This is a genomic window from Micrococcus sp. IITD107 (assembly GCF_041927415.1).
Taxonomy (GTDB): Bacteria; Actinomycetota; Actinomycetes; order Actinomycetales; family Micrococcaceae; genus Citricoccus; species Citricoccus terreus.
In genome coordinates, this window is record NZ_JBHFFN010000001.1 from 621,812 (window position 1) to 644,723 (window position 22,912).

A 22,912-nucleotide genomic window follows, 5' to 3' on the forward strand; every position below is an offset into this window, starting at 1 on the left:
TCGAGAGAATACGCCGGTCACGAATACGTCAGGCCAGCACTTGAAGATTAACCATGTGCATTTCTGGCACATCGTGAAGATGCGGATCACGCTCCTGGGGTTCCTCGGGCCAGGTCCTGAGCAGGAGGTCGTCTGCCTGGCTAGTGAGGTGTCGTTCGTCAGGGACCGGGAGCGGGTGTCACCCAGATGGCGGTGGTTTCCTCGAGACCCAGATCGATCGGTCCGCGGGGTCGGCCGAGCAGTCCGGTGAGGGTGCCATCGGGGTGTCGGTCGGTGATGTGCAGGACTTGGCCCGGCAGGAGGTTCTTCTCCCGGAAGCGGGCGAGCCGGCCCGGGTCGGCGTCGGAGACTCGGGCCACGGTGTAGGGCCCCGGAGTGGCGTGGCTAAGCCGGGTGGCCTGAGCGGGGCGGTGGACGTGTCCAGTGGCGGTGGGGATGGGGTCCCCGTGCGGGTCGGTGACGGGGTGGTCGAGCAGGGCGTCGATGCGCTCGATCAGGGTCTCGGAGGCGGCATGTTCGAGGCGTTCGGCCTCCTCGTGGACCTCGTCCCAGGCGTAGCCCAGGGCGATGACCAGGAAGGTCTCGAGCAGTCGGTGGCGCCGGACCATGGCCACGGCGTAGTCGCGTCCGGCCGCGGTGAGGGTGACCGGCTTGTACGGGCGGTGCTCGACCAGCCCCTGGCCGGCCAGGCGCTTGACGGTGTCGGTGACGTTCGGGGCGCTGGTGCCGAACCGGGCGGCCAGGGCCGTGGTGGTGATCGGAGGGTCCCCCCATTCGGTGGCCGACCAGATGACCTTGAGGTAGTCCTGGGCCACCGGGGTGAGCTCGCTCGGATCCATGCCGGCCACGCTACCCAACACCCGGTCTCGGCCCTGTCCGGCGATCATCAGCCCTGGCCGGTGGCCATCAGCCCGATCAGGGCCAGATTCAGTGCCACGATCAGGCCCACCACCACCCAGGCCGCCACCCGCAAGGCCCTGGCGTTGGTGAAGGACCCCATCAGGGTGCGGTTGCCGGTCAGAGCGACCAGCGGGATCAGGGCGAAGGGGATGCCCAGGCTCAGCACCACCTGGGAGAGCACCAGCGCCCAGGTCGGGTCCGCCCCGGCGGCGATGATCACCAGCGCCGGGATCAGGGTGACGGCCCGGCGGGTCACCTGCGGGACGAGCCGGTGCAGCAGCCCGGCCATGATGGTGGACCCGGCATAGCAGCCCACCGAGGTCGAGGCCAGCCCCGAGGCCAGCAGTCCCAGGCCGAAGGCGACGCCGACCACCGGGCCCAGGGCGGTGGCGATCGCCGCGTGGGCGCCGTCGATGCTGTCGGTGCCGGGCACCCCGGCGAGGTTGCCGGCGGCCAGCAGCAGCATGGCGATGTTTACCGACCCGGCCACCAGCAGCGACAGCACCACGTCCCACCGGGTCGCCTTGAGCAGTCGCGGCAGGGCCGCCGGCGGGGGCGGGCTGCCGTGGCGGTCCCGGGCCAGGGAGGAGTGGGCGTAGATGGCGTGCGGCATGACGGTGGCCCCGAGCATGCTGGCGGCCAGCAGCACGGTCTGGGTGCCCTCGAATCGCGGCACGATCCCGGCCACCGCCCCGCCCCAGGAGACCGGGCCGAAGAACAGCCCGGAGACGAAGCCGAGGGTGACGATGACCAGCAGCCCGGTCACCACGAACTCAAAGGGCCGCTGCCCGTGCCGGGACTGGAGGGCCAGCAGCAGCATGGACACCGCCCCGATGATCAGCCCGCCGGCCAGCAGCGGGATGCCGAAGAGGATGTGCAGGGCGATCGCCCCGCCGATCACCTCGGCCAGGTCGGTGGCCGCGGCCACGCCCTCGGCCTGCACCCAATAGGCCAGCCGCCGGCCCCGCGGCAACCGCTTCCCCAGCAGCTCGGGCAGGGAGGAGCCGGTGACCAGCCCGAGCTTGGCTGAGAGGTACTGCACGAGCACGGCCATGGCATTGGCCGCCACCAGCACCCACACCAGCAGGTACCCGTACTGGGCCCCGGCGGTGAGGTTGGCCGCCACGTTGCCCGGATCCACGTAGGCCACCGACGCCACGAAGGCCGGTCCCAACAGCCAGGGCAGCGGCTGGCGCCGTACCCACTCCTCCCCCGACGGCGCCCGCACCGCCTGAGTGAACTCGTGTCGCGCGCCACTGTCCGCCATGAAAAGTTAAGGTACACGAACATTCACTTTGGCGGGACGATCGAGTCTCGGTAACCAGGCACCGTCGCCCGGGTTTCCGGGCCGGCCACGGCCTGGGCGATGCGGGGGCCAGCCGGGCGGCGCCGGCGGAGACGAAACCCAGCAGGACCGATCAGCAGGTGCAGGTCGGCGTGCCTCAGGGAATGCCCGATTGCCTGCCCGGAGGGGCCAAGGCCGGAGGCCTCCTGGTCACTGCGGTGATGCTCCGTGCGTGGTGGTGCAGCCGGTGGCGCCTCAGGTCGCCAGAGCTGTCGACGCGACGTCAGCGCTGTTGTTCGCTGACGACGCCGACTCGCCGCCTGCCAGGGCAGCTCCCGGGAAGGCGGCCGAGGGCGCCATCGATGTGGCTGAGACAAGAACTCCTGTTGACGGTTGGTGGCGCCGATGCCTCGAGCCGGGCTCCGGAAGTGAGTCGCGCAGAACCGTCTCGCTGGCCCAGCGGGGGTTCCGGCCATCTGGGGGGCGTCACGCGGGGTCGGGAATCCAGCAGGAGTTCACGCCGCCGGTGACGCCGAGCGCGTCGGTGCGCAGGTCGACGTCGTAGTACTTCGTCTTGTCCGACGGGGTGTTCTCCGCGGAGGGGGTCTCGGGGCCGATGGTGACCGTGCGCCAACCGACCACGGCATAGTTTTCGGACAGCACCTGGATGGCGCACTCGACCGTGTCTTCGTAGTCCTTGGTGAGCTGGAACGTCACCGATGCCTGGGTGGGGGACTTGATGTTGTACCCCACGTCTTTCCAGTCCAGGGTCTGGCCGTTGGTGGCCGCGGTGAACCACACCGCGAGGGTCACGGCCACGGCGAGGGCCCCGGCGGCGATCCACTTGCCCCAGCGGGCGGGGAACGACGGCCCCGAGCTTGGGGGGCGCCCGTACCGGTTCGCCAGGCCATTATCCGGCGCAGGATCCGCCGGCGCCTGGGGTGTGGAAGTCATATCTCTCCATGATATCGCGGGGCGCCGCTGACCATCCCGAAACGTCCGGGCCCTCGAGGTCCCCTGTTTGTCGTCCCGAAATCCCCGGGTTCGCCGTCAGGGACCAGGGGTCAGGGGGCGGGAGAACAGACGAGAGCGAATGAGCAGTACCTCCGAACAGCACCGGGACGAGCCGGACGCCGACCACGGGACCGGCACTCCGGAATCCGGCGTCCCGTAGGCCAGGCCGCCTACGTTTTGGTCGGCTCCTGTGGGCCCGCCGCGGTGGTACCGAGAGTGCGGTGGTACGGCCGGGGTCTCAGTAGCCAGTGAGGGCGGGGAAGAAGGCCCAGAACACCGAGCCGGCCACGACCACGTACACGACGGCCACCAGGGTCCCGGCCCAGCCGGTCGCAAACCGCACCACCGCGGCGGGGGCGGGGATCACCCCGTGGGCGAGGTTGCGCACGGTGAGCAGGATGAACAGCGGGATCATCGCCGCCCACACGATCATGCAGTACAGGCACAGGATGTGGATCACGAACAACGCCTGGAACCACAACCAGGCCACGAACACCGCCCCGGCGGTGACCCCGACCTGCAGCCCGGCCCAGTACCAGCGCCCGGGCCGGGCCCCGGAGAGCACCACCATCGCGGTCGAGATCACCACGGCGAAGGCCACGATCCCAATCAGCGGGTTGGGGAAGCCGAACAGCTCGGACTGCCAGGTGCCCATCACCCGCCCGCAGGACACCCACGGATTGATGTCACAGCTGGTGATGTGCCCGGCATCCTCGTACAACTCCAGGCGCTCGAGCACCAGGATCGCCGAGGCCACCCAACCGACCACCCCGGTGACCAGCAGGACCAGACCGAAGGGGCGGTGCCGGGCGACAGCCGGCACCGGCGCCGGGGCACTCGGATCAGGATCGGCTGCGCGCTCGGTGGGGAGGTCGGTGAGGGGTTCAGTCTTCACGGGTGAGTCGGTGTCGGTGGCAGGGGTGCGCATGGTGCGGCTCAGTTGCTTGCGGCCGCGTCGACCTCGGCGCGGAACTGCTCCAGGGAGGTCAGGGTGAGCATCTCACCATCCAGGAAGAAGGTCGGGGTGCCCCGCACGCCGAGCGCGGTCCCGTCGGCCACGTCCGCCTCGACCCGGGCGCGGGTGGCCGGGTCGGCCACCGCCTTGTCGTAGGCGGCCATGTCCAGGCCCAACTCCTCGGCATAACCGCGGAACACCGGGCTCTTGTCCTCGGTGGCCTCACCCCACTGGGCCTGGGTCTCGAACATCCGCTGGTACATCGCCTCGTACTCACCCTGCTGGGCGGCGGCCTCCACCGCCACGGCCGCGGGCATCGCGTTGCGGTGCCCGGGCAGCGGGAAGTAACGGGTCACGAAGGTCACCGTGTCGGCGTACTCGGCCCGCAGTTCCTCCACGACCGGGTAGGCCGCCCCGCAGCCCTCGCACTCGAAGTCCAGGAACTCCACCAGCACGGCCTGCTCGTTCGGGGCCTTGGACAGCACCCGGCTGTTCGGGCGCACGACGAGCTCTCCGGCTTCCTCCGCGGTGGTCGGCCCGGACCCCTGGGCGGCGCTTTGGCCGGCCTGCGTCGCGGCGGCGTCCGGGGTGGCGTTTCGAGCGGCGCCGACGGCCACCACCCCGGCGATCACCCCGGCGACCACCACGGCGGCCAGCACGACCCAGACGATGGTCTTGGCCTTGCGGGACGTGGTGCCCGAGGTTGAGGAGTTGGCGGGGGTGGGATTGCGGGTCGGTGTGCTCACAAGGGTTCCAATCGGGTAGGGATGGCGGTGGTATCAGGGTAAGGGGCGGGTCAGGGGTGGTGGGTCTCGGTGTGGCGGTGGGCGGCCGGTTCGATCTGGAAGGTGGAGTGCTCGATGGCCACGTGGAAGTCCTCGGCCACGCACCGCTGCAGATCGGCCAGCACGGTCCCCAGGTGCTGCGCGGTCAGGCACTCATCGCGCACGGTGACGTGGGCCGAGAGCACGGGGGTATCGGAGTCGATGCGCGAGGCGTGCAGGTCCTGCACCTCGACCACGTGCGGCAACTGGCCCAGCCGGGTGCGGACCGCCTCCAGGTCCAGGCCCTTCGGGGTGGTCTCCATGAGCACCTCGATGGTGTCGCGCAGCAGGATCAGGGCCCGGGGCACGATCAGCGCGGCGATCAGCACGGACACCACCGCATCGGCCCGGGTCCAGCCGGTGGTGGCGATCACGATCGCCGAGACGATGACCGCCACCGAGCCCAGGGCGTCGTTGAGCACCTCCAGGAACGCGGCCTTCATGTTCAGGTTCTGCCCCCGGGTCGAGGCCAGGATCGCCGGGCCGATGAGGTTGCCGGCCAGCCCGATCACCCCGAACCAGAGCATGGTGGTGGATTCGACCGCCGGCGGGGTCAGGAGTCGGCGCACGCCCTCCACGGCCACGAAGCCGCCCACGGCCAGCAGCACCGCCGCCTGCGCGGCGGCGGCGAGGATCTCGGCTCGCTGGTACCCCCAGGTGCGCTTGGCCGTGGCCGGTTTCAGCGCCAGGGACGCGGCGATCAGGGCGATCAGCAGCCCGGCGGAGTCGGTGAACATGTGCCCGGCATCGGCCAGCAACGCCAGGCTGCCCGAGGCCAGCGCGCCGATGATCTCGGCGACCATGATCGTGGCGGTGATCCCGAAGACCACGGCCAGCCGGCCCCGCCGGCCCGCCGCCGGCAGGGCATGGGGATGATCGTGTCCGTTCACACCAACGCCTCTCTTCCTCGATGGGTCATCCGCTCAGCCTCCTCAGCTTGCCCGAGGATGCTGAAAGCATGCTCAGTCCCGCCAGCGGGCCCGGTCCGGGCAACGCTCGGCCGAGACGGGCGTGGACCTCCGGGCCGGGGCGCTCATGCGCAGGTGCACCCCTGGGCGGAGCAGCAGTCCGGGTCGATGGCCACGGTCAGCTCCAGCAGGTCCCCCAGGGCCTGGCCCAGGCGGGGGTCGGCCAGGGTGTACCAGACGTTGCGGCCCTCGGCCGTGCTGGACACCAGCCCGCAGCCACGCAGGCAGGCCAGCTGGTTGGACATCACCTGCTTGGACACCCCCAACTCCTGAGCCAGCTGGGAGGGCCGGGCCGGGCCGGCTCGCAGGGCCAGCAGGATCCAGGTCCGGGTGTCGTCCGCCAGGGCATGGCCCAGCCGGGACAGCGCCGAGACATGCGTCGGAGTCATGGTGCCCATGCCCCCAACGGTACATCACAACGTGTATCGTCGCCGGGGGTTGCCGGGGGCATGCGGGCGTCGAAGCGGGCATGGCCAGGGGCTGTTACGGCTTCGGTGTGGGGTCGGGTGTCGGACGCCACATCGTTCCCAGCGCCAAGGCGATCACCCCGGAGGTGACGAAGACGTCGGCGAGGTTGAAGGTGGGGAACCAGGTCGTGTGCAGATAGTCCACCACCCCGGTCCCGTCGAGCCGGTCGAGGAAATTGCCGAGGGCCCCGCCGAGCAACACGGTGCCACCGGCACGTGACAGCGCGGTGAGGGTGGGCACCGAGGACCACAGGTACCAGAGCAGCCCGGCGATGACCAGCCCGGTGCCGGTGATGATAACCCACGAAGGCAGGGTCGCGCCCATACTGAACGCCACCCCGGGGTTGTAGTAGAGGCGCAGATTGACCGGCCCCACATCCACCGTCTGCCCGCCCGAGAGCCCGGCGACCGCGGCGGCCTTGACCACCAGGTCCACTGCGGCCAGCGCGAGGGCCGTCACGAGCAGGGACGCCCTGGCCCGACACCTGCCGCGCGCCCGGGCGTCGGCCGGGCGGGCCGGGACGGCGCTCATGTCCCCGGCTTCCCGGTCACTGTGGGCCGGACCGGCCCGCGCCGAGGCGGCATCGCATCCCATGTGATCGTCACATCGCGATATTAGCGCAATAATGGGTGATCTCCGGGGAGGCGCCCCACCCGCCGACCGCCAACCATGGCGCCCCGGAGCACCTGCCCTTGCGGCCTTGGGATGTGACATGCCAAAACAGGCCCTGCGCTTGCTGCTCGAGGCGCGTGCGGCCCGCCAGGGCGGCCCCCAAGCCCTGGTGCGCCGGCAACGGGACCGCCTGGCGGTGATGGTGGCGCACGCCCGGACCTGCTCCCCGTACTATCGCCGCCGCTACCAGGGGCTGCCCGAGCGCATCACCGACCCGCGGGTGCTGCCGAGCACCACCAAGGCCGCGCTGATGGCCCACTTCGACGAGTGGGTGACCGATCCGGCCCTCACCCTGGCCGATGTCCAGGCCTTCGTGTCCGATCCCGCCCTGATCGGCCACCGACTGCTGGGCCGCTACACCGTGGCCACCAGCTCGGGCACCACCGGGGTCCGGGGCCTGTACCTGCTCGATGACCGGTCCAGGGCCGTGACCGTCGCGATGGCCGGGCGGATGCTCCGCGACTGGCTCACCCCGACCGACCTGGTGCGCATCTTCACCCGAGGTGGACGTCTGGCCGTGGTGGCCGCCACCGGCGGGCACTTCGCGTCCGGGGCAGTCACCGCGGGCCTGCGCCGGGGGCCGGCCGCCGCCCGCATCGGCGCCTTCTCGGTGCACGACCCCTTGCCGCAGCTGGTGGAGCAGCTCAACGCCTTCGACCCGGCCGTGCTGGCCCCCTATGCCGCCACCGGGGAGCTACTGGCAGCCGAACAGGACGCGGGGCGGTTGGACATCCATGCGGTCCTGGTCGTGCTTGCGGCCGAGGGGCTGGCCGAGGGCGGATACGCCCACATCGCTGAGGCTTTCGGCGCCACGGTGCGCCACAGCTACGCCGCCACCGAATGCCCCTTCCTGAGCTACAGCTGCGCCCGGGGCTGGCTGCATGTCAACAGCGACTGGGTACTGCTCGAGCCGGTGGACGCCGACCACGCGCCCGTGCCCGAGGGCCAGCCCTCACGCACCGTGTTGGTGAGCAACCTGGCTAACCGCGTCCAGCCGATCCTGCGTAACGACCTCGGCGACAGCGTGCTGGTGCGCCCCGACCCCTGCCCCTGCGCCAATCCGTTGCCGGCTCTGAGGGTCCAGGGCCGCACCGCGGACCTGCTGCCCTTCTCCCGCCTCGACGGCACCACCGCCACGCTCACCCCGCTGACCCTGAGCTCGGCCCTGGATCGCGTCCCCGATGTGCAGCAGTCCCAGATCATCCAGACCGGCCCAGCCAGCCTCGCTCTGCGGCTGCGCCCGGCCCCCGGCACAGACCCCACCCGGGCAGGGCGGGCAGCCTGCGACCAGCTCAGGCGCGTGCTGATCGACCAGACGCTGGCACACGTGCGTGTGACCCTTGACCCTGAGCCCCCTCAGCTGTCCGCCGGGGGCAAACTGCGCACCGTCATCCCCTGGAAGCCGTCCTAACGGCGCACCGTCCGCCGGGCCCCACCGCGGCGCACCGGGCCGGTCGCCGCGGGAACCGGGACGGCAGGCCCCCCTTGTTATGATCGGTAGATGGCGATCATCTCTGGCTGTGCCGGGCCCGGCCTGGATCCGGCCGCGGCCCTGTTTCATCCCCTGGGGGACCCCAAGCGCCTGGCCATCGCTCAGCGGATGGCCAGGGGGGAGGTTCGCGTCGGGGACCTGGCCGGGGAACTGGGGCTGGCCCAGTCCACCGTCTCGGCTCACGTGGCCTGCCTGCGGGACTGCGGACTCGTGCAGGGCCGCACCCAGGGGCGCAGCATCTACTACTCTCTGGCCCGTCCCGAGCTGATGGACCTGCTCGCTGCCGCCGAAACCCTCCTGGCCGCCACCGGCAGCGCGGTGAGCCTATGTCCGAACTATGGCACCGCCGCCCGGCAGCACCACCGGGACCCTGCCCTCACCCGGTGACCAGCACCGGCCCAGGTGTACTGCTGTACTGCGTCCGGAGCAGTGGCACCCCTGTGGTGGGCAGCCGGTCCCACCGGTGAACCCCACTCCCCGCTCTTAGGAGATTGCCCGTCGTGCCCCGTCCTTCCACCATGCCCTCCTCGATGACGAGGCCCGGGCCCGCTCTCCGCCGACGCCCCCACGGTGTCTGTGCCGGCCCGATGGGCCGCACCGACGGGCGGGGGTCGGTGTGAGCATCGGGAACTACTTCGCCGAGATGGTGAACTCCGGGGCGCTGCTCATCGCCGCCCCGCTGGCAATGATCGCCGGGATCGTCTCGTTCCTGTCCCCGTGCATCCTGCCGCTGGTGCCCGGCTATCTCGGCTACGTCTCCGGGCTGTCCAACCCCACCCACCCGGACAACCGCCGCCGGGTGCTGACCGGGGTCGGGCTGTTCATCCTGGGCTTCGCCGCGGTCTTCACCCTCTACGGGGCCGCCTTCGGCACCATCGGGCACTGGCTGGTGCGCTGGCAGGATCCGATGATCCGCGTCCTAGGCGTGTTGGTCATCGTCATGGGCCTGGTCATGGTCGGCAAGTTCTCCCTCTTCCAGCGCACGCTCAAACCCACCCTGGCCCCCCGGACCGGGCTGGCCGGGGCCCCGCTGCTCGGGGTGGTGTTCGGCCTGGGCTGGACCCCCTGCATGGGCCCGACCCTGAGCGCCGTGCTGGCGCTGAGCACCACCACCGGCGATCCCTGGCGCGGGGCCCTACTGGGCTTCCTCTACTGCCTGGGCCTGGGCATCCCGTTCCTGCTGGCCGCGGCCGGGATCAACTGGGTCACCACCGCCCTGAGCTACATCCGCCGCAACATCCGCGTGTTCAACATCATCGGCGGCTCCCTGCTGGTGGTCGTCGGGGTCCTGATGGTCTCCGGGGTCTGGATGCTGTGGATGTACCAGCTGCAGAACCTGGCCGGCACCTTCACCACCCCCGTCTAGGACCGAACCCACCCACCGGCATGGACCCGAACACCGGCCCCGCGGGACACCGGCACCGAAAGGCCCGTATCTCTCCCCCACTGAGCCCGGCGGCGTCGCCGCAACCGCGTCCCCGCCGGAACACCGGCGTGGACGTTCTGCGTATCGTCTCCATCGTCGCCGTGGTCGCCGGCCACGCCTACGGGCCGCGACTGCCCGGCGGTGAGTACCTGGAGATCTGGCGGATGCCGCTGTTCTTCTTCCTCACCGGCTACTTCTGGACCCGAGGACGCCCTTTCGGGCACGAGCTGCGGGCCCGGTGGACAAACCTTGCGGTGCCGTACCTGAGTTGGGCCGTGATCATGAGCGTGGCCGCCTGGGCGTGGACCCGGGACGCCCCCGACGGGTTCTGGCCGCTGATGGCCAACGGCTGGTACGGCGGCTCGGACCAGGCCCCGCCGTGGTGGGCGTTCTGGTTCATCTCCGTGCTGTTCTTCGTGGTGCTGCTGCGCCGCTGGTTGGAACGGTTCCCGGCGTGGGTGGCCTGGGCGGTCTCGGTGGCCGGGCTCGCCCTGGCCCTGCTCCCGGACTCCCTGCTGGGCCGCACCCCCCTGGGGCTCGGGCTGGCCCTGCCGTGCCTGGTCTTCGTGCTGGCCGGTGAAGGGTTCCGCCGCGGTGTCCTGCCCCGGATCCAGCGCAATCGGGCCCTGATCGGGACCGGATGCGTCGGCGTCGGGCTGCTGGCCGTCCGGCTCGGGGTGGAACCGCTGAACATCAAGTTCGCCGGCTTCGGCACCTTCCTGCTCACCCCGGCGGTGGGCGCCCTGACCGCCGCCGGCCTCGTGCTGATCTTCAGCACCGTGGTGGACCGGATCACGCGGGTCCCGTCCCGGCCGGTCAACTCCGTGGTGCGGACCGGCACCGTGGTGGTCCTCTTCCACGGGTGGCTGCTGGAAACCCTCGTAAACGTCGGCATCCTGCACGACGGCGCCAAACTCGTCCTCACCGTGCTCATCAGCTGGGCCCTGGGAATGGTGATCAACGCCACCCCACTGTCCCCGGCGCTGGCGGGGGTGCCCACTCCGCTGTGGCGGACGCGCGGGTGGGCGCGGCGTCAGGAACGCTCAACGGTCGGTCAGCCCTTACCTCACTTCGCGGGCAGAACCAATTAGGAGCGACCGGCGTCTCTACGGCGCGCTTCGCTGGGGGCATGACCGGTACAGGCTGGACCCTTCCCCGTCCTGGCCGCCACGGCCGGCATCAACTGGGTCACCACCGCCCTGTCCTTGCATCCGCTGCAACATCCGGGTGGTCACCGTCATCGGCGGCTGTCTGCTGGTGGTCGGGGTCCTGATGGTCTCCGGGGTCTGGATGCTGTGGACGGACCAGCCGCAGAACCTCACCGGGACCTTCACCACCCCCGCCCGAACCCGCGCCCGGCCGGCCCGGTCGCCGTGTGGTGACCGGGCCGGCGGGGTGTGGGTCAGCGGGTTTGCGCGGCCGGGGGCCGGAGCGGTCAGAGGCCGAAGGCGCCGCCGCTGATGAGGATGAAGACCCCCAGGCCGATCAGCACGATGGGGAACAGGATGTGCTCCCAGCGTTCCAACACCTCGGCGATCGGCCGGCGGGTGGCGACGAACTTGGCCAGGCCCACCAGCGCCGCCACCAGCACCAGGAACACCACGCAGTACGCGACCGTGGCGCCCGGGCCCACGCTGAGGAAGACCGGGACGTAGACGCCGATATTGTCCCCGCCGTTGGCGAAGGTCACCCCGGCCACGGTCCAGGCGGCGACGTTCTTGCCCTCGATCTTGGCCTCGTCGTCATCGTCGTCGTCCCCGCGCCAGGCCTGCCAAGCGGCCCACAGTCCCAGGCCCAGCGGGATGAGCCCGAAGTACGGGATGACCTCCGGAGGCAGGAACGCACCCGCACCCAGGGTCACGAGCACGGCCGCGCCCAGGATGCCGACGAAGCCGAGGTACTGGCCGACCAGGATCCGGGCGGTGGTCCCGCGCTGGCCCGCGCCGCGGCCAAAGAACAGCGAGAGCACGATGATGTCGTCGATGTTCGTGACCAAGAACAGGCCGATCGCCTGCAGGATCGAGGACAGGATCACGCCTCCACCCCCGGGTGGCCGCAGCCGGGCACCGAGCACGCCGGGTCCAGGCACGAGGCGCTCTCATCCACCGCCAGGGTGATATCGACCAGCGCGGTCAGCGCCCGCGCCAGGTGCGCATCGGCGATCTCATACCGGGTCTGCCGGCCCTCGGACACGGCGACCGCGATCCCGCAGTCCCGCAGGCACGCCAGATGGTTCGACACGTTCGAGCGTGTCAACTCCAGGTCCCGGGCCAGCTCGGCCGGGTAGGCCGGTCCCTGCAGCAGGGTCAGCAGGATCCGGGACCGGGTCGGGTCGGCCATCGCCCGGCCCAACCGGTTCATCACATCCACACGAGAGGTAACAGTCATCATGTACTGAACTATACAGTGTCCGCTGAACACTGCGGGTCAAGCCGACCTCAGCGCACCCCCACCATCAGGCCCACGCAGACCGCCACGCTGCCCTCCGTGGCGTTGTGGCCCCCGGCGGGCGAGACGACCGGTGTCCACTGAGGCCGGGGTGGCGGATGCACCGATCCATCGTCATCCGCGGTCGCCCCACAGGCCGGAGCACGGGAGGCCCCCCGCCCCGAGGACCGCCGGCAGATCTCCGGCCGGCGCGGCAGCCGGTGGCGGATCGATAGGGCCGGCGATACGGACGCCCAGGGATGCCTCGCCTGAGTTTCTCGCCGTCCGGGACCGCCTCCAGGGGCGCTCCGGCGGCGAGGAGGAACCATCGAGCGTATCCAGGCAGTAATGCCCCGCCCCAGCGCCGTCCAGGACGTCCCGCGCCGGTTGCGGATTGCCAGGGAGCTGTCAGTCGCTGTGCGGGTGGTGCCCACCGGGGGTTCCTATGCTGAGTACATCTCACCAAGGCACAGGAGATGCTGACAGGGGCCCCGGGCCCGGCCAATGCGTTTTTATTCCTCTTCTCACGCAGGCCGGATCACCCGGGGTCCCGCCCTGTCCAGGCCCGGGCGCGGCGCCCTGCCGCTGAGGACCCCTGGGCCCGACCTCGTGAGCGGACCGCCTTCTGCGGGGCGGTGGCAGCAGGGTCGCCGTGTTACCCGCGACGTCGGCACAGCCGGACTGGCGCGCCCGAGGAGCCCTGGGGTGGGGTGCTCCGAGGTGAGTTGAGCCTCACGGGGCGAGCCCGGTGCGCGATCCGCCCGCGGGGCGTGCCCCTGAGCCTCGCCGCCGGCGCCGCAGGGCGCTGCGGGGTGGAGGGAGCACGCCCCGGGGGGTCTCGACCCGGGAGGCGAGGTCCCCGGTGGGGGTGTGGGAGACTGGGACGATGATGGTCGAGGCTCTTTGTACCGATGGGTGAGCGCAGCATGGACGGGCCGGTGTGGATCCCCACGGAGCCTCCCAGCATGGAAAACTTCTTGGCACCCACGCTGCAGCCGATCCCGTTGATCCCCGCCATCGCCGTGGTGCTGGGCGTGCTGTACCTGGCCGGGGCGCTGCGGCTGTGGAGCGCGCGGCGGCGGTGGCCGGTGTGGAGAACCCTGTGCTTTCTGGTGGGATGCGCCGCCATCGCGGTGACGATGGGCGCGGGCGTCGAGGGCTACGGGCTGAAGATGTTCTCGGTGTTCATCTTCCAGCAACTGACCTTGATGATGGCCATCCCACCGCTGCTGGTCTTAGGCAGTCCGGGCACCTTGTTGCTGCGGGCCACCCCCCACCGCGGACCGGGCGCGGTGGTGCTGCGCTGGGCCCATGCCGGTCTGCGGTCCCGCTGGGGCCGGGTCGCCCTGCACCCGGGTTTCACCATCCCGCTGTTCCTGATCACCTACTACGGGATCTACCTCAGCGGCCTGGACGACCGGTTACTGCCCACCTGGTACGGCCACACGGGGCTGGAGTTGGTGTTTTTGGCCTCGGGGGTCCTGTTCACCGTCCCGCTGCTGTCCAGTGATCCGCTGCCGGCCAAGCAGGGTTATGGCGGGCGCCTGCTCGACGTGGCCATCGAGATGCCGCTGCATGCCTTCTTCGGGGTGGTGCTGATGATGGCCACCACACCGATCGTGGAGTTCTTCGCCACCCCGCCGGCCAGCTGGGACCTGGACCCGATGGCCGACCAGAAAGTCGCCGGCGGGCTGGCCTGGGCCTATGGTGAGTTGCCCACCGTGCTGATCCTGGTGTTCATCGCGCACCAATGGTTCCGCGCCGATACCCGCCAGGCTCGCCGGGCCGACGCCGAGGCCGACCTCCATGGCACCCCGGAGCTCGATGCGTACAACGCCTACCTCGAACAACTCGCCACCGAAACGCCCTCCGGCTCCTCCCGGTAACCACCGTCTCCGGCCCGTGCTCCGGCCCGAGGTTACTCCTCCGATGCGCTACCGGTCACACCTGACGGCGGAGGCGGGGCCCCGTTGGTAGGCTGGGGGGCGTTTTCTACAGGAGGTAGAAGTTGTTGCGTCCATACGCGGTGCGGCCCGCCATGCCCATCCTGACCGTGCTGGCCGCCCTGGTGCTGGCCCTGTTGGGGCCCGTCTCTCCGGCCGTGGCCCATGATGTCGTGACCGGCACGAACCCGTCCGACGGGCAGGCCCTGGAGGCGGCGCCGGAGGCCATCGAGGTGTCCTTCAGCAACACCCCGCTCGCCCTGGGCGCCGAGATCCTGGTCGAGGACGCCCAGGGCACGGATTGGACCACCGGGGAGGTGCAGATCGTCGGGAACAGCGCCGCCCAGCCGCTGCGGCCCGAGGCCCCGGCAGGAGAGTACACGGTGACCTGGCGCGTGGTGTCCTCGGACTCTCATCCGATCGAGGGCACCTTCGACTTCACCGTGACCGGGACGGAAGCTCAAGCGTCCCCGTCCGGCACCCCGGCCACCGCGCCGGCCCCGCCGGTACCCACCGTCTCTGAGCCGTCACAGGCAGCGCCCACCCCCGCGGCCGGGACTGAGCCGGCGACAGCGGAGGAGTCCACCGCGGGGTTCCCCGTCGGCTTCGTCATCACCCTGGGGGTCATCCTGGTGCTGGCACTGGTGATCGTCGTCGTGGCCCTGCTGGCCCGCCGCCGCGCGGACGCCACGGACCCCCAGTGAGCACCGCCGGCACACCGACAGGGGCGCCGATAGGCCCTCGACCAGGCTCGGACGCTCCGATCCGCCCTGTTACCTCTAACCGGTCGGGGCGGGCGGCGGCCTGGTTGGTGGCCGCGTTCGTCCTGGCCGCGGCCGGCGTCGTGGCCAGTGCTGCGTTCACCGGGGCCCTCGCCGAACGCGAGGCCCTGGACCCGGGAGCCCTGGCCCGGTGGGTGTTGCCGATCGCGGTGACCGTGCACCACCTGGCGCTGGCCGTGGTGGTCGGCTGTCTACTGTTCGCGACCACTCTCCTGCCGCCCCGGCGCGCCGGCGCCCGGGACCGCGGGGATCGGCAGGGCACGCGCGAGGCCCATCCGGCGTCCACCCGGGTGATGACCGCCGCCTCGGCCGTGTCCGTGCTCTGGGCGCTGTCGGCGGTGATCGTGCTGGTGTTCACCTATGTCGACCTGTCCGGCCAACCGGTGTCGGGCAGCGAAGCGTTCGCCCGGGAACTGGCGTACTTCGTCACCGACCTGGTCGTGGGCCAGGCCTGGGCCACCGTCGTGGTGATCGCCTTCGTCGTGTCCACCCTGACCTTCCTGATCCGCTCCCCGGCCGGGCTGGGCGCCACGGCCGGGTTGGCCGCAGCAGCAACCATCCCGATCTCCCTGGTCGGCCACGCCGCCGGCAGCGACGATCACTACGCCGGTGTCGGAGCCCTGGTCGTGCACTGGCTCGGCGTGCTCCTCTGGGTGGGCGGGGTCGCCGCCCTGACGATCATCGCCCCAACCCTGACCCCCTCCCGGCCCGGGGACACTGGGGCTGAGGGCCGGCTGTCCCAGACGGTGCTGGAGCGCTTCTCGGCGATGGCCGGGGTGGCGTTCTTCCTGGTGCTGGCCTCCGGGGTGGTCAACTCCGCCATGCGCTTGGGCTCGTGGGAGGGGCTGGTCACCGCGTACGGCCAGCTAGTCCTGCTCAAGGCCGCCGGAACCGTGCTGCTCGGGGCCATCGGGCTGGCCCACCGCCGGTGGTCCATCGGCCGGCTCGGCACCGTCCCGGCCGACCGGACCGCCTGGCGGCTGATCCTGGCCGAGCTGGGCATCATGGCCGGCATTATCGGGGTCACCGGGGCCCTGGGACGCACCGCCCCCCCGGTCCCGCAAGAGCTCAAACCGGCGATCACCCCGGCCGAGGTCCTCACCGGTTACCTGCTACCCCCCGAGTTGACCTGGGTTCAGTGGTTCACCGAGTGGCGGTGGGACTGGATTTGGGTCGCCCTCGCGCTCACCGCCGCCGTCGTCTACCTCCTGGGGGCGCGCCGGGCGCGTACCTGGCCCTGGCCGAGGACCGCCAGCTGGCTGGCCGGACTGGGACTGCTGCTCTACGTGACCTGCGCGGCGCCGACGATCTACGGGATGGTGCTGTTCAGCGCCCACACCCTGATGCTGCTGGCCCTGGCCGTGCTGGTGCCGCTGTTGCTGGCCCTCGGGGCCCCGCTGGACCTGGTTTCCCGAACCGTGGCCCGGCGCACCGACGGCAGCCGCGGACCCCGGGAGTGGCTGGACGCGGCCCGTCCGGCCCTGGCAGCCCCGGCCCGCAGCGCCGCGATACTGGCCGTCTCGCTCGGGCTGCTTTACTACACCCCGCTCTTTCGGCTGGTGCTGGACTACTGGATCGCTCACCAGCTGGCCAACCTCTACTTCCTGACGGTGGGCTTCTGCTTCATGGCCTCGGTGCTGGGACCCTTCGGCGACCACCCGGTGCCCCGGCCCGTCCGGGTCCGCACAGCTGCGGTCCTGGCCGGCACGCTGCTGGTCTGGGCGGTGGTGCTGGCCACCGGCGTGCTGCCGGTGCTGGAGCCGGACTGGTTCGTCGGCATGGCGCGCACCTGGGGGCCACCGGTCACCCTGGACCAGCAATTGGCCGGCATCTCGGTGCTGACGGCCGGGTTCGCCCCGATGGCCTTCCTGCTCACCGCCCTGGTCCTCTCCCGGCCCCCACGCCCGGAAGCCGATACCTCGCCTCCGGCCCCCTCCGACGTGGCGGCCTGACCGTTACTCCGCTGCCACGTGCAGCACCGGCTCCGGGTCGGCGGCGCGCGAGACCGGACTTCAAGGGTGTCGCCTGCCCCAAGAGCGACACCCCGGACCCTCCCTCCGACAGGCCCCCAGCTAGGCCGCCGGCACCTGGTCGGCGGGTGTGAGGGCGCTGCCGGTGCGCTGGGCGGTGGGCTGGCGGGGGGTGCGGGCGGCGCGCAGGCCGTTGGCGATCACGATCACTTCGGCCACCTCGTGGACCAGCACGACGGCTGCCAGGCCCAGCACGCCGGTGATGGCCAGTGGCAGCAGGGTGGTGATGATCAGCAGGGACAGGACGATGTTCTGGTTGATGATTGCCCGGCCGCGGCGGGCGTGGGCCAACGCCTGCGGGATCAGTCGCAGGTCGTGGCCGGTGAAGGCGACGTCCGCGGATTCGATCGCGGCATCGGAGCCGGTGGCGCCCATCGCGATCCCCACGTTCGCTCCGGCCAGGGCCGGGGCGTCGTTAATGCCGTCACCGATCATGGCCGTGGGTCGGGTGCGGGCCAGCTCGGTGACGATGCGGGCCTTGTCCTCGGGGCGGAGCTCGGCGCGCACATCCTCGATGCCGGCCAGGCGTCCCAGGGCGTGCGCGGTCCGGGCGTTGTCTCCGGTGAGCATGGTGACGTGTACCCCGTGACGGTCCAGGGTGCGGACGACCTCGGGGACCTCGGGGCGCAGTTCATCGCGGACCCCGATGGCGCCCACGACCGTGCCGTCGCGGGTCACCAACACGCAGGTCTGGCCGTCCACTTCCAGAGATTCCACGCGGGGTCCCAGCGCCCCGGGGTCGATCCATCGGGGGCTGCCGACCGCGATCGGGTGGCCGTCGACCGTGCCGGTGAGGCCGTGACCGGGCTGTTCGGACACGGCCTGGGCCGCGGGCGCGGTGGGGGCCGCGGCGGTGATGGCGGCCGCCAGGGGGTGGGTGCTGTGCTGCTCGAGCGCGGCCGCCCAGCCCAGGACCTGGTCCTCGGCGATTCCGTCGCTGGTGATGACGGCGGTCACGGTCGGGGCGTTGCGGGTCAGGGTCCCGGTCTTGTCCACGGCCAGGTGCCGGATGCCGCCGAGGCGTTCGAAGGCGGCACCGGACTTGATGATCACCCCGAACCTGCTGCCCGCGCCGATGGCCGAGACCACGGTTACCGGCACCGCGATGGCCAGCGCGCACGGCGAGGCGGCCACCAGCACCACCAGGGCCCGGGTGATCCACAGCTCCGGGTCCCCGACCAGCGAGCCGATCACCCCGACCAGCACGGCCAGGATCATCACCCCGGGCACCAGCGGCCGGGCAATCCGGTCCGCCAGCCGGGCCCGCTCCCCCTTCTCGGCCTGGGCCTGTTCGACCAGCTCCACGATCGTGGTCAGCGAGTTATCCGTCCCGCCGGCGGTGGTCTGGATCTGCAGGGCCCCGGCGGTGTTGATCGCCCCGGCCGACACCGCCTCTCCCGGTCCGACCTCCACCGGGATGGACTCCCCGGTGATCGCCGAGGTGTCCAGGCTGCTGTGGCCGGTTCGCACGAGGCCATCCGTGGCGATCCGCTCCCCGGGCCGCACCAGCAGCATCTGACCGACCGTGAGCTCTTTGGCCGGGATCTGCACCGGCGCGCCGTCGCGCAGCACCGTCGCGGTCTCCGGCACCAGCTTCAACAGGGCGCGCAGCCCGCCGCGGGCCCGGTCCATCGCCTTGTCCTCCAGGGCCTCGGCGATCGAGTACAGGAAGGCCAGCGCCGCGGCCTCCTCGATATAGCCCAGGATCACGGCCCCGATCGCGCTGATTGTCATCAGCAGCGCGATGCCGACCTTGCCCTGGGTGACCAGGTTGCGCACCGCACTGGGCGCGAACGTGGACGCGCCCAGCACCAATCCGATCCAGAACACGGCCAGCGCGGCCGTCGGGGCGGCGGACCACTCCAGCACCAGCCCGGTCAGGTACGCGACCCCGGAGAATACCGGGATCAGGATGCTCCGGTCGCGCCACCACGGGGTCTCCACCTCCTCCGCCTCGGTGCTTGCCGCCGACTTCGGGGAGGGTTCATCGCAGCCACATGCCGAGCTCACACCGCACCCCCCGTCCCGGTGCAGCACCCGGCCACGGTGCAGGCCGGGTCCAGGCACGGTGCGGTCTCATTGACCGCGAGGGTCACCTCTACCAACGCGGTCAGGGCCGCGGTCAGGTGCGGATCGACGATCTCGTACCGGGTCTGTCGGCCCTGCGGCTCCGCCGCGACCAGCCCGCACCCGCGCAGGCAGGCCAGATGGTTCGACACGTTCGTGCGCGTGAGCCCCAGCTCGCGGGCGAGCTGGGCCGGGTACCCGGGCGCCTCCAACAGGGACAGCAGGATCCGGGACCGGGTGGGATCGGCCATTGCCCGACCCAACCGGTTCATCACGTCAACCCGCGAAGCAATAGTCAGCATGCGATGACTATACACCAGGGGGTGACCTGACTGCCGTGCTCGGCGGAAGACCCACAGAGGGAGCCCGACAAGGGCCGGCCGCCACCGTCACTCCTCAGGACCTCGACGCTGGGGGCCACGGCCGGCGCGCCCCGAGCACATCCACCGCGCGGGCCAGAGGCGGGGAGCACCATCACGGGCTTTTGGCTGAACTCCGGAGGCAGCCTGCCCGCGGGCAGCAGGACCGGGATGAAAACCGGTCCAGCTACCGGCCTGGTCGACGCCGGGAACATCAACATGCAGGGCCGGACCGCGGGGCCCGAACCGGTCCGCTCCCGGGCCGGCGTGGAAGCCTTCAGCAGCCGGCACACCGAGCGACTCGGCGAGCAGTCGGGCCGGTTCGGCGGTACCGGTCCCTCTCCGCGTTTCTATGAGGGCAGGCCGGCATAGGAGTGCAGGCCTGGGAAGTAGATGTTGACGATGGTGAAGTTGAACACCACGCAGGCGTAGCCGATGATCGACAGCCAGGCGGCGCGCTCCCCGGTCCAGCCGCGGGTGGCGCGGGCGTGCAGGTACCCGGCGTAGACCACCCAGATCACGAAGCTCCAGACCTCCTTGGTGTCCCAGCCCCAGTACCGGCCCCAAGAGGCCTCGGCCCAGATGGCGCCGGCGATCACGGTGAACGTCCACATCATGAAGCCCACCGCATTGAGGCGGTAGGACCAGTTCTCCAGGCTCAGCGCGGACGGCACCAGGCGCATGAAGACCAACCCGCCGGTGGCACCGGTGGGTGCCTTGGCCTCGCGGCGGTGCTGGATGAGCTGCAGGATGCTCATGGCGAAGGTCAGGGTGAACAGCGCCGAGGCCAGCACGGCGATGGAGACGTGAATGACGATCCACGGGGACTGCAGCGGCGGCTGCAGGTATGCGATCGGGGTGGGGAAGCCCATCGTGGCCGCGGCCATCATGATCACCACGAGCCCGGCCACGAACGTTCCCAGGAAGCGGATGTCCTTGCGGATCAGGAACAGCAGGTAGACCGCGGCCACGAGCAGTGCGCCGGTGGTGCAGAACTCGTACATGTTGCCCCACGGCACCCGGTGCGCGGCCAGGGCCCGGGCGATGACCGCGAAGGCGTGCAGGGCGGCGGCGATGACCATCAGTGCCACCGCGACGTTGGCGGCCGGGCGCCGGGTGGCCCCGGTGTAGTCCATGTCTTCGTCCACCAGGCCGCCCACCGCGTTCCCGGCGGCCGGTGATGCCGTCGTGCCTGGGCCGTGGCCCGGCGTCGGGGTGCTTGCCGCCCCCCCTGCGGCCCCGACTAGTTGCTTGTGGCGGGCCTCAGAGGAGCGGGCCGCATCGGTGCGCTCCTGTTGTTCGGCCAGTTCGGACTCCAGGGCCCGGATGGTCTTGGAGGAGCTGGCCATGTCCAGGGCGAAGGCGATGAAGGCCGCGGCGTAGACGATGGCGGCGATCAGCATGAACAGGTCGCTGTAGGCGGCCAATTGATAGTTGATGGGTTGCATGGGTCACTCCACTCGGTTCTGTGCGGCACCGGCGACGACGATCGGTCCCTCGGTGCTCTCGATGTCTTCTGGTGCCTGCACCGGCCACAACTTCTCAAACTGCCGGCGCAGGGTGAGGTTCTCCTCGCGCAGGCCGAAGTCCTCGCCACGGGCCAGCAGCCCGTACTCGACCATGGTGGACCCGTCGGGGCCCGTGGTGCCACGCACCCACGCGCGGCGGCGGCGCACGAACAGGCTCACGCCGAGGGCCACGAGGGCCAGCACGGCGAAGAAGCCGACGCCCCACTTGCCCGGGTCGTAGAGGATGTCCAGGCCGACGTAGCGCTTAAGCCCGTCGAAGCTGATGGAGCCCTTGCCTTCGGGCAGCTCGTAGGATTCCCCGGGCTTGAGCGTGATGCCGCCGGCCTCGAGGTTCCGGGAGTTCAGTTCGGTGAGGTTCTCGGTGTCGAGCACGTACACGTTCTGTGGGTCGCCCTCGTCCAGGCCGAGGTCGCCGTAGTAGGAGTTCAGGTTCAACTCCGGGTTCAGCGGGGCGGGGTCGATCGAGACCGCCACCCCGTCCTCGCCGGTGTAGGCGGCGGGCAGGAAGAAGCCGACGAAGCCGAGCTGGTCGGGACGGGCGTCCGGGGCCTTGATAGTCATCAAGGAGGTGAAGACATTGTCCTGGACCCGCGCCACCACCGGACCCTGCAAGGCGATGTCCCCGTTGCCGTCCCGGACGGTGACCACCGGGGCGTACCCGTTGCCGACCAGGTAGACCCGGGTGCCCTGGAAGTCCAGTGGATGGTTGACCTTCAGCTCGACCTCTCGGGCCGTGTCGCCGGGACCGTCCTGCACGTCCAGTACGGCCGTGTAATCCAGCGGCTGGCCGTAGTGGGTCGGGGACTGCCGGTCATAGACGTACTCGAAACGCTTCAGTGTCATCGAGAACGGAGTGAGCATCTCCTCGGAGAAGGCACTGCCCGGGGTGAAGGCGTCGTAGGCGATCAGGGTGTTGGCGAAGCCCTCCCCCTCGACGAGAATCTTCTGGCCGCGGTAGCTCAGCAGCGAGCCGGTGGCCATGAACACCAGTACCCCGATCAGGGACAGGTGGAAGACGATATTGCCGACCTCGCGCACGTAGCCGCGTTCGGCGCCCACGGAGGCGCCGCCGTCGGGCTCCTCACGCACCTCGATGCGGTAGCCGCGCTTGCGCAAGTAGTTCGCCGCCTGCTCCACCGCCTCGACGGGTGCGGGACCGGAGGACTCGAGGACGACCCGGCCGTACTCCGGCAACCGGGAGAGCCGGCGCGGGGTGCGCGGCGGGGCCGAGCGCAGCGCCTTGGCGTGCTTGACGGCGCGCGGGGCCACGCAGCCGATCAGCGAGACGAACAGCAGCAGGTAGATCGCCGAGAACCAGACCGAGGAGTAGACATCGAACATCTGGAACCGGTCCAGCCACTCCCCCAGCACCGGGTTGTCGTCGATGTAGTTCTGGACGATTCCCGGCCCGGCCGGGCGCTGCGGGAACAGGGACCCGGGCACCGCGGCGACGGCGAGCAGCAGCAACAGCATCAGCGCGGTGCGCATGGACGTCAGCTGGGTCCAAGCGAACCGCAGCGTGCCCCAGACGCCCAGGGCGGGCAGTTCCACGTCCTGGCGTCCGCGGGGAGAGCCACCGTCCGGGGCGGGAGACTCCGGCGGGGGCGGGGTATTGGCCTGGGCGGCCTCGTCCCGGGCCACCCGCACGTTGTCCTGCTGGCTCACCGCGGCCACCTCTCGTCCCTGGACTGCCTCTCGTCACCGGGGCATTGCGTCGGCGGCGGCGAACCGGCAAGGCCGATCCCATCGCCGGGGCCGACCGCCGCAGTCC

21 protein-coding genes are annotated in these 22,912 nt (G+C 70.9%); 7 read left to right on the forward strand and 14 right to left on the reverse strand.

Features of this window, described 5'->3' with window-relative positions:
- Positions 1 to 158: 158 nt before the first annotated feature.
- The 8 genes from ACEXHE_RS02965 to lspA form a co-directional block, all read right to left on the reverse strand.
- Positions 159 to 839, reverse strand: coding sequence for a metal-dependent transcriptional regulator (locus ACEXHE_RS02965; protein ID WP_374784648.1), 681 nt, complete (start codon positions 837 to 839; stop codon positions 159 to 161).
- A gap of 47 nt (positions 840 to 886) precedes the next feature.
- Positions 887 to 2,167 (reverse strand): Nramp family divalent metal transporter, encoded by a 1,281-nt coding sequence (locus ACEXHE_RS02970; RefSeq protein WP_374784649.1) that lies wholly within the window; start codon positions 2,165 to 2,167, stop codon positions 887 to 889.
- 504 nt (positions 2,168 to 2,671) lie between these two features.
- The gene (locus ACEXHE_RS02975) at positions 2,672 to 3,139 is read right to left on the reverse strand and encodes a DUF4307 domain-containing protein (RefSeq protein ID WP_374784650.1); all 468 of its coding nucleotides are present in this window, start codon (positions 3,137 to 3,139) and stop codon (positions 2,672 to 2,674) included.
- 298 nt (positions 3,140 to 3,437) lie between these two features.
- Positions 3,438 to 4,127 (reverse strand): vitamin K epoxide reductase family protein, encoded by a 690-nt coding sequence (locus ACEXHE_RS02980; protein ID WP_091696811.1) that lies wholly within the window; start codon positions 4,125 to 4,127, stop codon positions 3,438 to 3,440.
- Positions 4,128 to 4,135: 8 nt separating this feature from the next.
- Positions 4,136 to 4,900, reverse strand: a complete 765-nt coding sequence (locus ACEXHE_RS02985; RefSeq protein ID WP_374784651.1) for a DsbA family protein — start codon at positions 4,898 to 4,900, stop codon at positions 4,136 to 4,138.
- A 50-nt stretch (positions 4,901 to 4,950) separates the two neighbouring features.
- Positions 4,951 to 5,868, reverse strand: a complete 918-nt coding sequence (locus ACEXHE_RS02990) for a cation diffusion facilitator family transporter (RefSeq protein WP_374784652.1) — start codon at positions 5,866 to 5,868, stop codon at positions 4,951 to 4,953.
- Positions 5,869 to 6,011: 143 nt separating this feature from the next.
- Positions 6,012 to 6,344: an ArsR/SmtB family transcription factor gene (locus ACEXHE_RS02995; protein ID WP_374784653.1), complete on the reverse strand. Its 333-nt coding sequence runs from the start codon at positions 6,342 to 6,344 to the stop codon at positions 6,012 to 6,014.
- Positions 6,345 to 6,429: 85 nt separating this feature from the next.
- Positions 6,430 to 6,945: a signal peptidase II gene (gene lspA, locus ACEXHE_RS03000; RefSeq protein WP_374784654.1), complete on the reverse strand. Its 516-nt coding sequence runs from the start codon at positions 6,943 to 6,945 to the stop codon at positions 6,430 to 6,432.
- Positions 6,946 to 7,126: 181 nt separating this feature from the next.
- Between lspA and ACEXHE_RS03005 the strand changes: the two genes are divergently transcribed.
- The 4 genes from ACEXHE_RS03005 to ACEXHE_RS03020 all read left to right on the forward strand — a co-directional run bounded on the left by ACEXHE_RS03005 (position 7,127) and on the right by ACEXHE_RS03020 (position 11,095).
- Positions 7,127 to 8,497 (forward strand): phenylacetate--CoA ligase family protein, encoded by a 1,371-nt coding sequence (locus tag ACEXHE_RS03005; protein ID WP_374784655.1) that lies wholly within the window; start codon positions 7,127 to 7,129, stop codon positions 8,495 to 8,497.
- 90 nt (positions 8,498 to 8,587) lie between these two features.
- Positions 8,588 to 8,965 (forward strand): ArsR/SmtB family transcription factor, encoded by a 378-nt coding sequence (locus ACEXHE_RS03010; RefSeq protein ID WP_374784656.1) that lies wholly within the window; start codon positions 8,588 to 8,590, stop codon positions 8,963 to 8,965.
- Between the two features lie 229 nt (positions 8,966 to 9,194).
- Entirely contained in the window at positions 9,195 to 9,944 is a 750-nt protein-coding gene (locus tag ACEXHE_RS03015; RefSeq protein WP_091696795.1) for a cytochrome c biogenesis CcdA family protein, read from the forward strand.
- A 128-nt stretch (positions 9,945 to 10,072) separates the two neighbouring features.
- Positions 10,073 to 11,095 (forward strand): acyltransferase family protein, encoded by a 1,023-nt coding sequence (locus ACEXHE_RS03020; RefSeq protein ID WP_374784657.1) that lies wholly within the window; start codon positions 10,073 to 10,075, stop codon positions 11,093 to 11,095.
- A 344-nt stretch (positions 11,096 to 11,439) separates the two neighbouring features.
- Here the strand turns inward: ACEXHE_RS03020 and ACEXHE_RS03025 are convergent, their stop codons facing one another.
- Both ACEXHE_RS03025 and ACEXHE_RS03030 read right to left on the reverse strand, forming a co-directional pair.
- Positions 11,440 to 12,039: a cadmium resistance transporter gene (locus ACEXHE_RS03025; RefSeq protein ID WP_374784658.1), complete on the reverse strand. Its 600-nt coding sequence runs from the start codon at positions 12,037 to 12,039 to the stop codon at positions 11,440 to 11,442.
- Positions 12,036 to 12,395, reverse strand: coding sequence for an ArsR/SmtB family transcription factor (locus tag ACEXHE_RS03030; protein ID WP_374784659.1), 360 nt, complete (start codon positions 12,393 to 12,395; stop codon positions 12,036 to 12,038). The genes ACEXHE_RS03025 and ACEXHE_RS03030 overlap by 4 nt, the downstream gene beginning before the upstream one ends.
- 947 nt (positions 12,396 to 13,342) lie before the next feature.
- Between ACEXHE_RS03030 and ACEXHE_RS03035 the strand changes: the two genes are divergently transcribed.
- The 3 genes from ACEXHE_RS03035 to ACEXHE_RS03045 all read left to right on the forward strand — a co-directional run bounded on the left by ACEXHE_RS03035 (position 13,343) and on the right by ACEXHE_RS03045 (position 17,108).
- Positions 13,343 to 14,317, forward strand: a complete 975-nt coding sequence (locus tag ACEXHE_RS03035; protein ID WP_091696784.1) for a cytochrome c oxidase assembly protein — start codon at positions 13,343 to 13,345, stop codon at positions 14,315 to 14,317.
- Positions 14,318 to 14,469: 152 nt separating this feature from the next.
- A complete protein-coding gene (locus ACEXHE_RS03040; RefSeq protein ID WP_245760666.1) occupies positions 14,470 to 15,078 on the forward strand; it encodes a copper resistance CopC family protein in 609 nt (202 codons plus the stop codon).
- Positions 15,079 to 15,185: 107 nt separating this feature from the next.
- A complete protein-coding gene (locus ACEXHE_RS03045; protein ID WP_374784660.1) occupies positions 15,186 to 17,108 on the forward strand; it encodes a cytochrome c oxidase assembly protein in 1,923 nt (640 codons plus the stop codon).
- A 120-nt stretch (positions 17,109 to 17,228) separates the two neighbouring features.
- Here ACEXHE_RS03045 and ACEXHE_RS03050 read toward each other — a convergent pair whose 3' ends face one another.
- From ACEXHE_RS03050 to ACEXHE_RS03065, 4 genes are all read right to left on the reverse strand, one after another.
- Entirely contained in the window at positions 17,229 to 19,196 is a 1,968-nt protein-coding gene (locus ACEXHE_RS03050) for a cation-translocating P-type ATPase (RefSeq protein ID WP_091697105.1), read from the reverse strand.
- The gene (locus ACEXHE_RS03055; RefSeq protein WP_374784661.1) at positions 19,193 to 19,555 is read right to left on the reverse strand and encodes an ArsR/SmtB family transcription factor; all 363 of its coding nucleotides are present in this window, start codon (positions 19,553 to 19,555) and stop codon (positions 19,193 to 19,195) included. The genes ACEXHE_RS03050 and ACEXHE_RS03055 overlap by 4 nt, the downstream gene beginning before the upstream one ends.
- A gap of 407 nt (positions 19,556 to 19,962) precedes the next feature.
- Positions 19,963 to 21,060 carry a c-type cytochrome biogenesis protein CcsB gene (ccsB, locus tag ACEXHE_RS03060; protein ID WP_374784662.1) on the reverse strand — a complete coding sequence of 366 codons (1,098 nt, stop codon included), beginning with the start codon at positions 21,058 to 21,060 and terminating at the stop codon, positions 19,963 to 19,965.
- Between the two features lie 3 nt (positions 21,061 to 21,063).
- Complete coding sequence (locus ACEXHE_RS03065) at positions 21,064 to 22,806, reverse strand: cytochrome c biogenesis protein ResB (RefSeq protein ID WP_374784663.1); 1,743 nt, start codon at positions 22,804 to 22,806, stop codon at positions 21,064 to 21,066.
- Between the last annotated feature and the right edge of the window lie 106 nt (positions 22,807 to 22,912).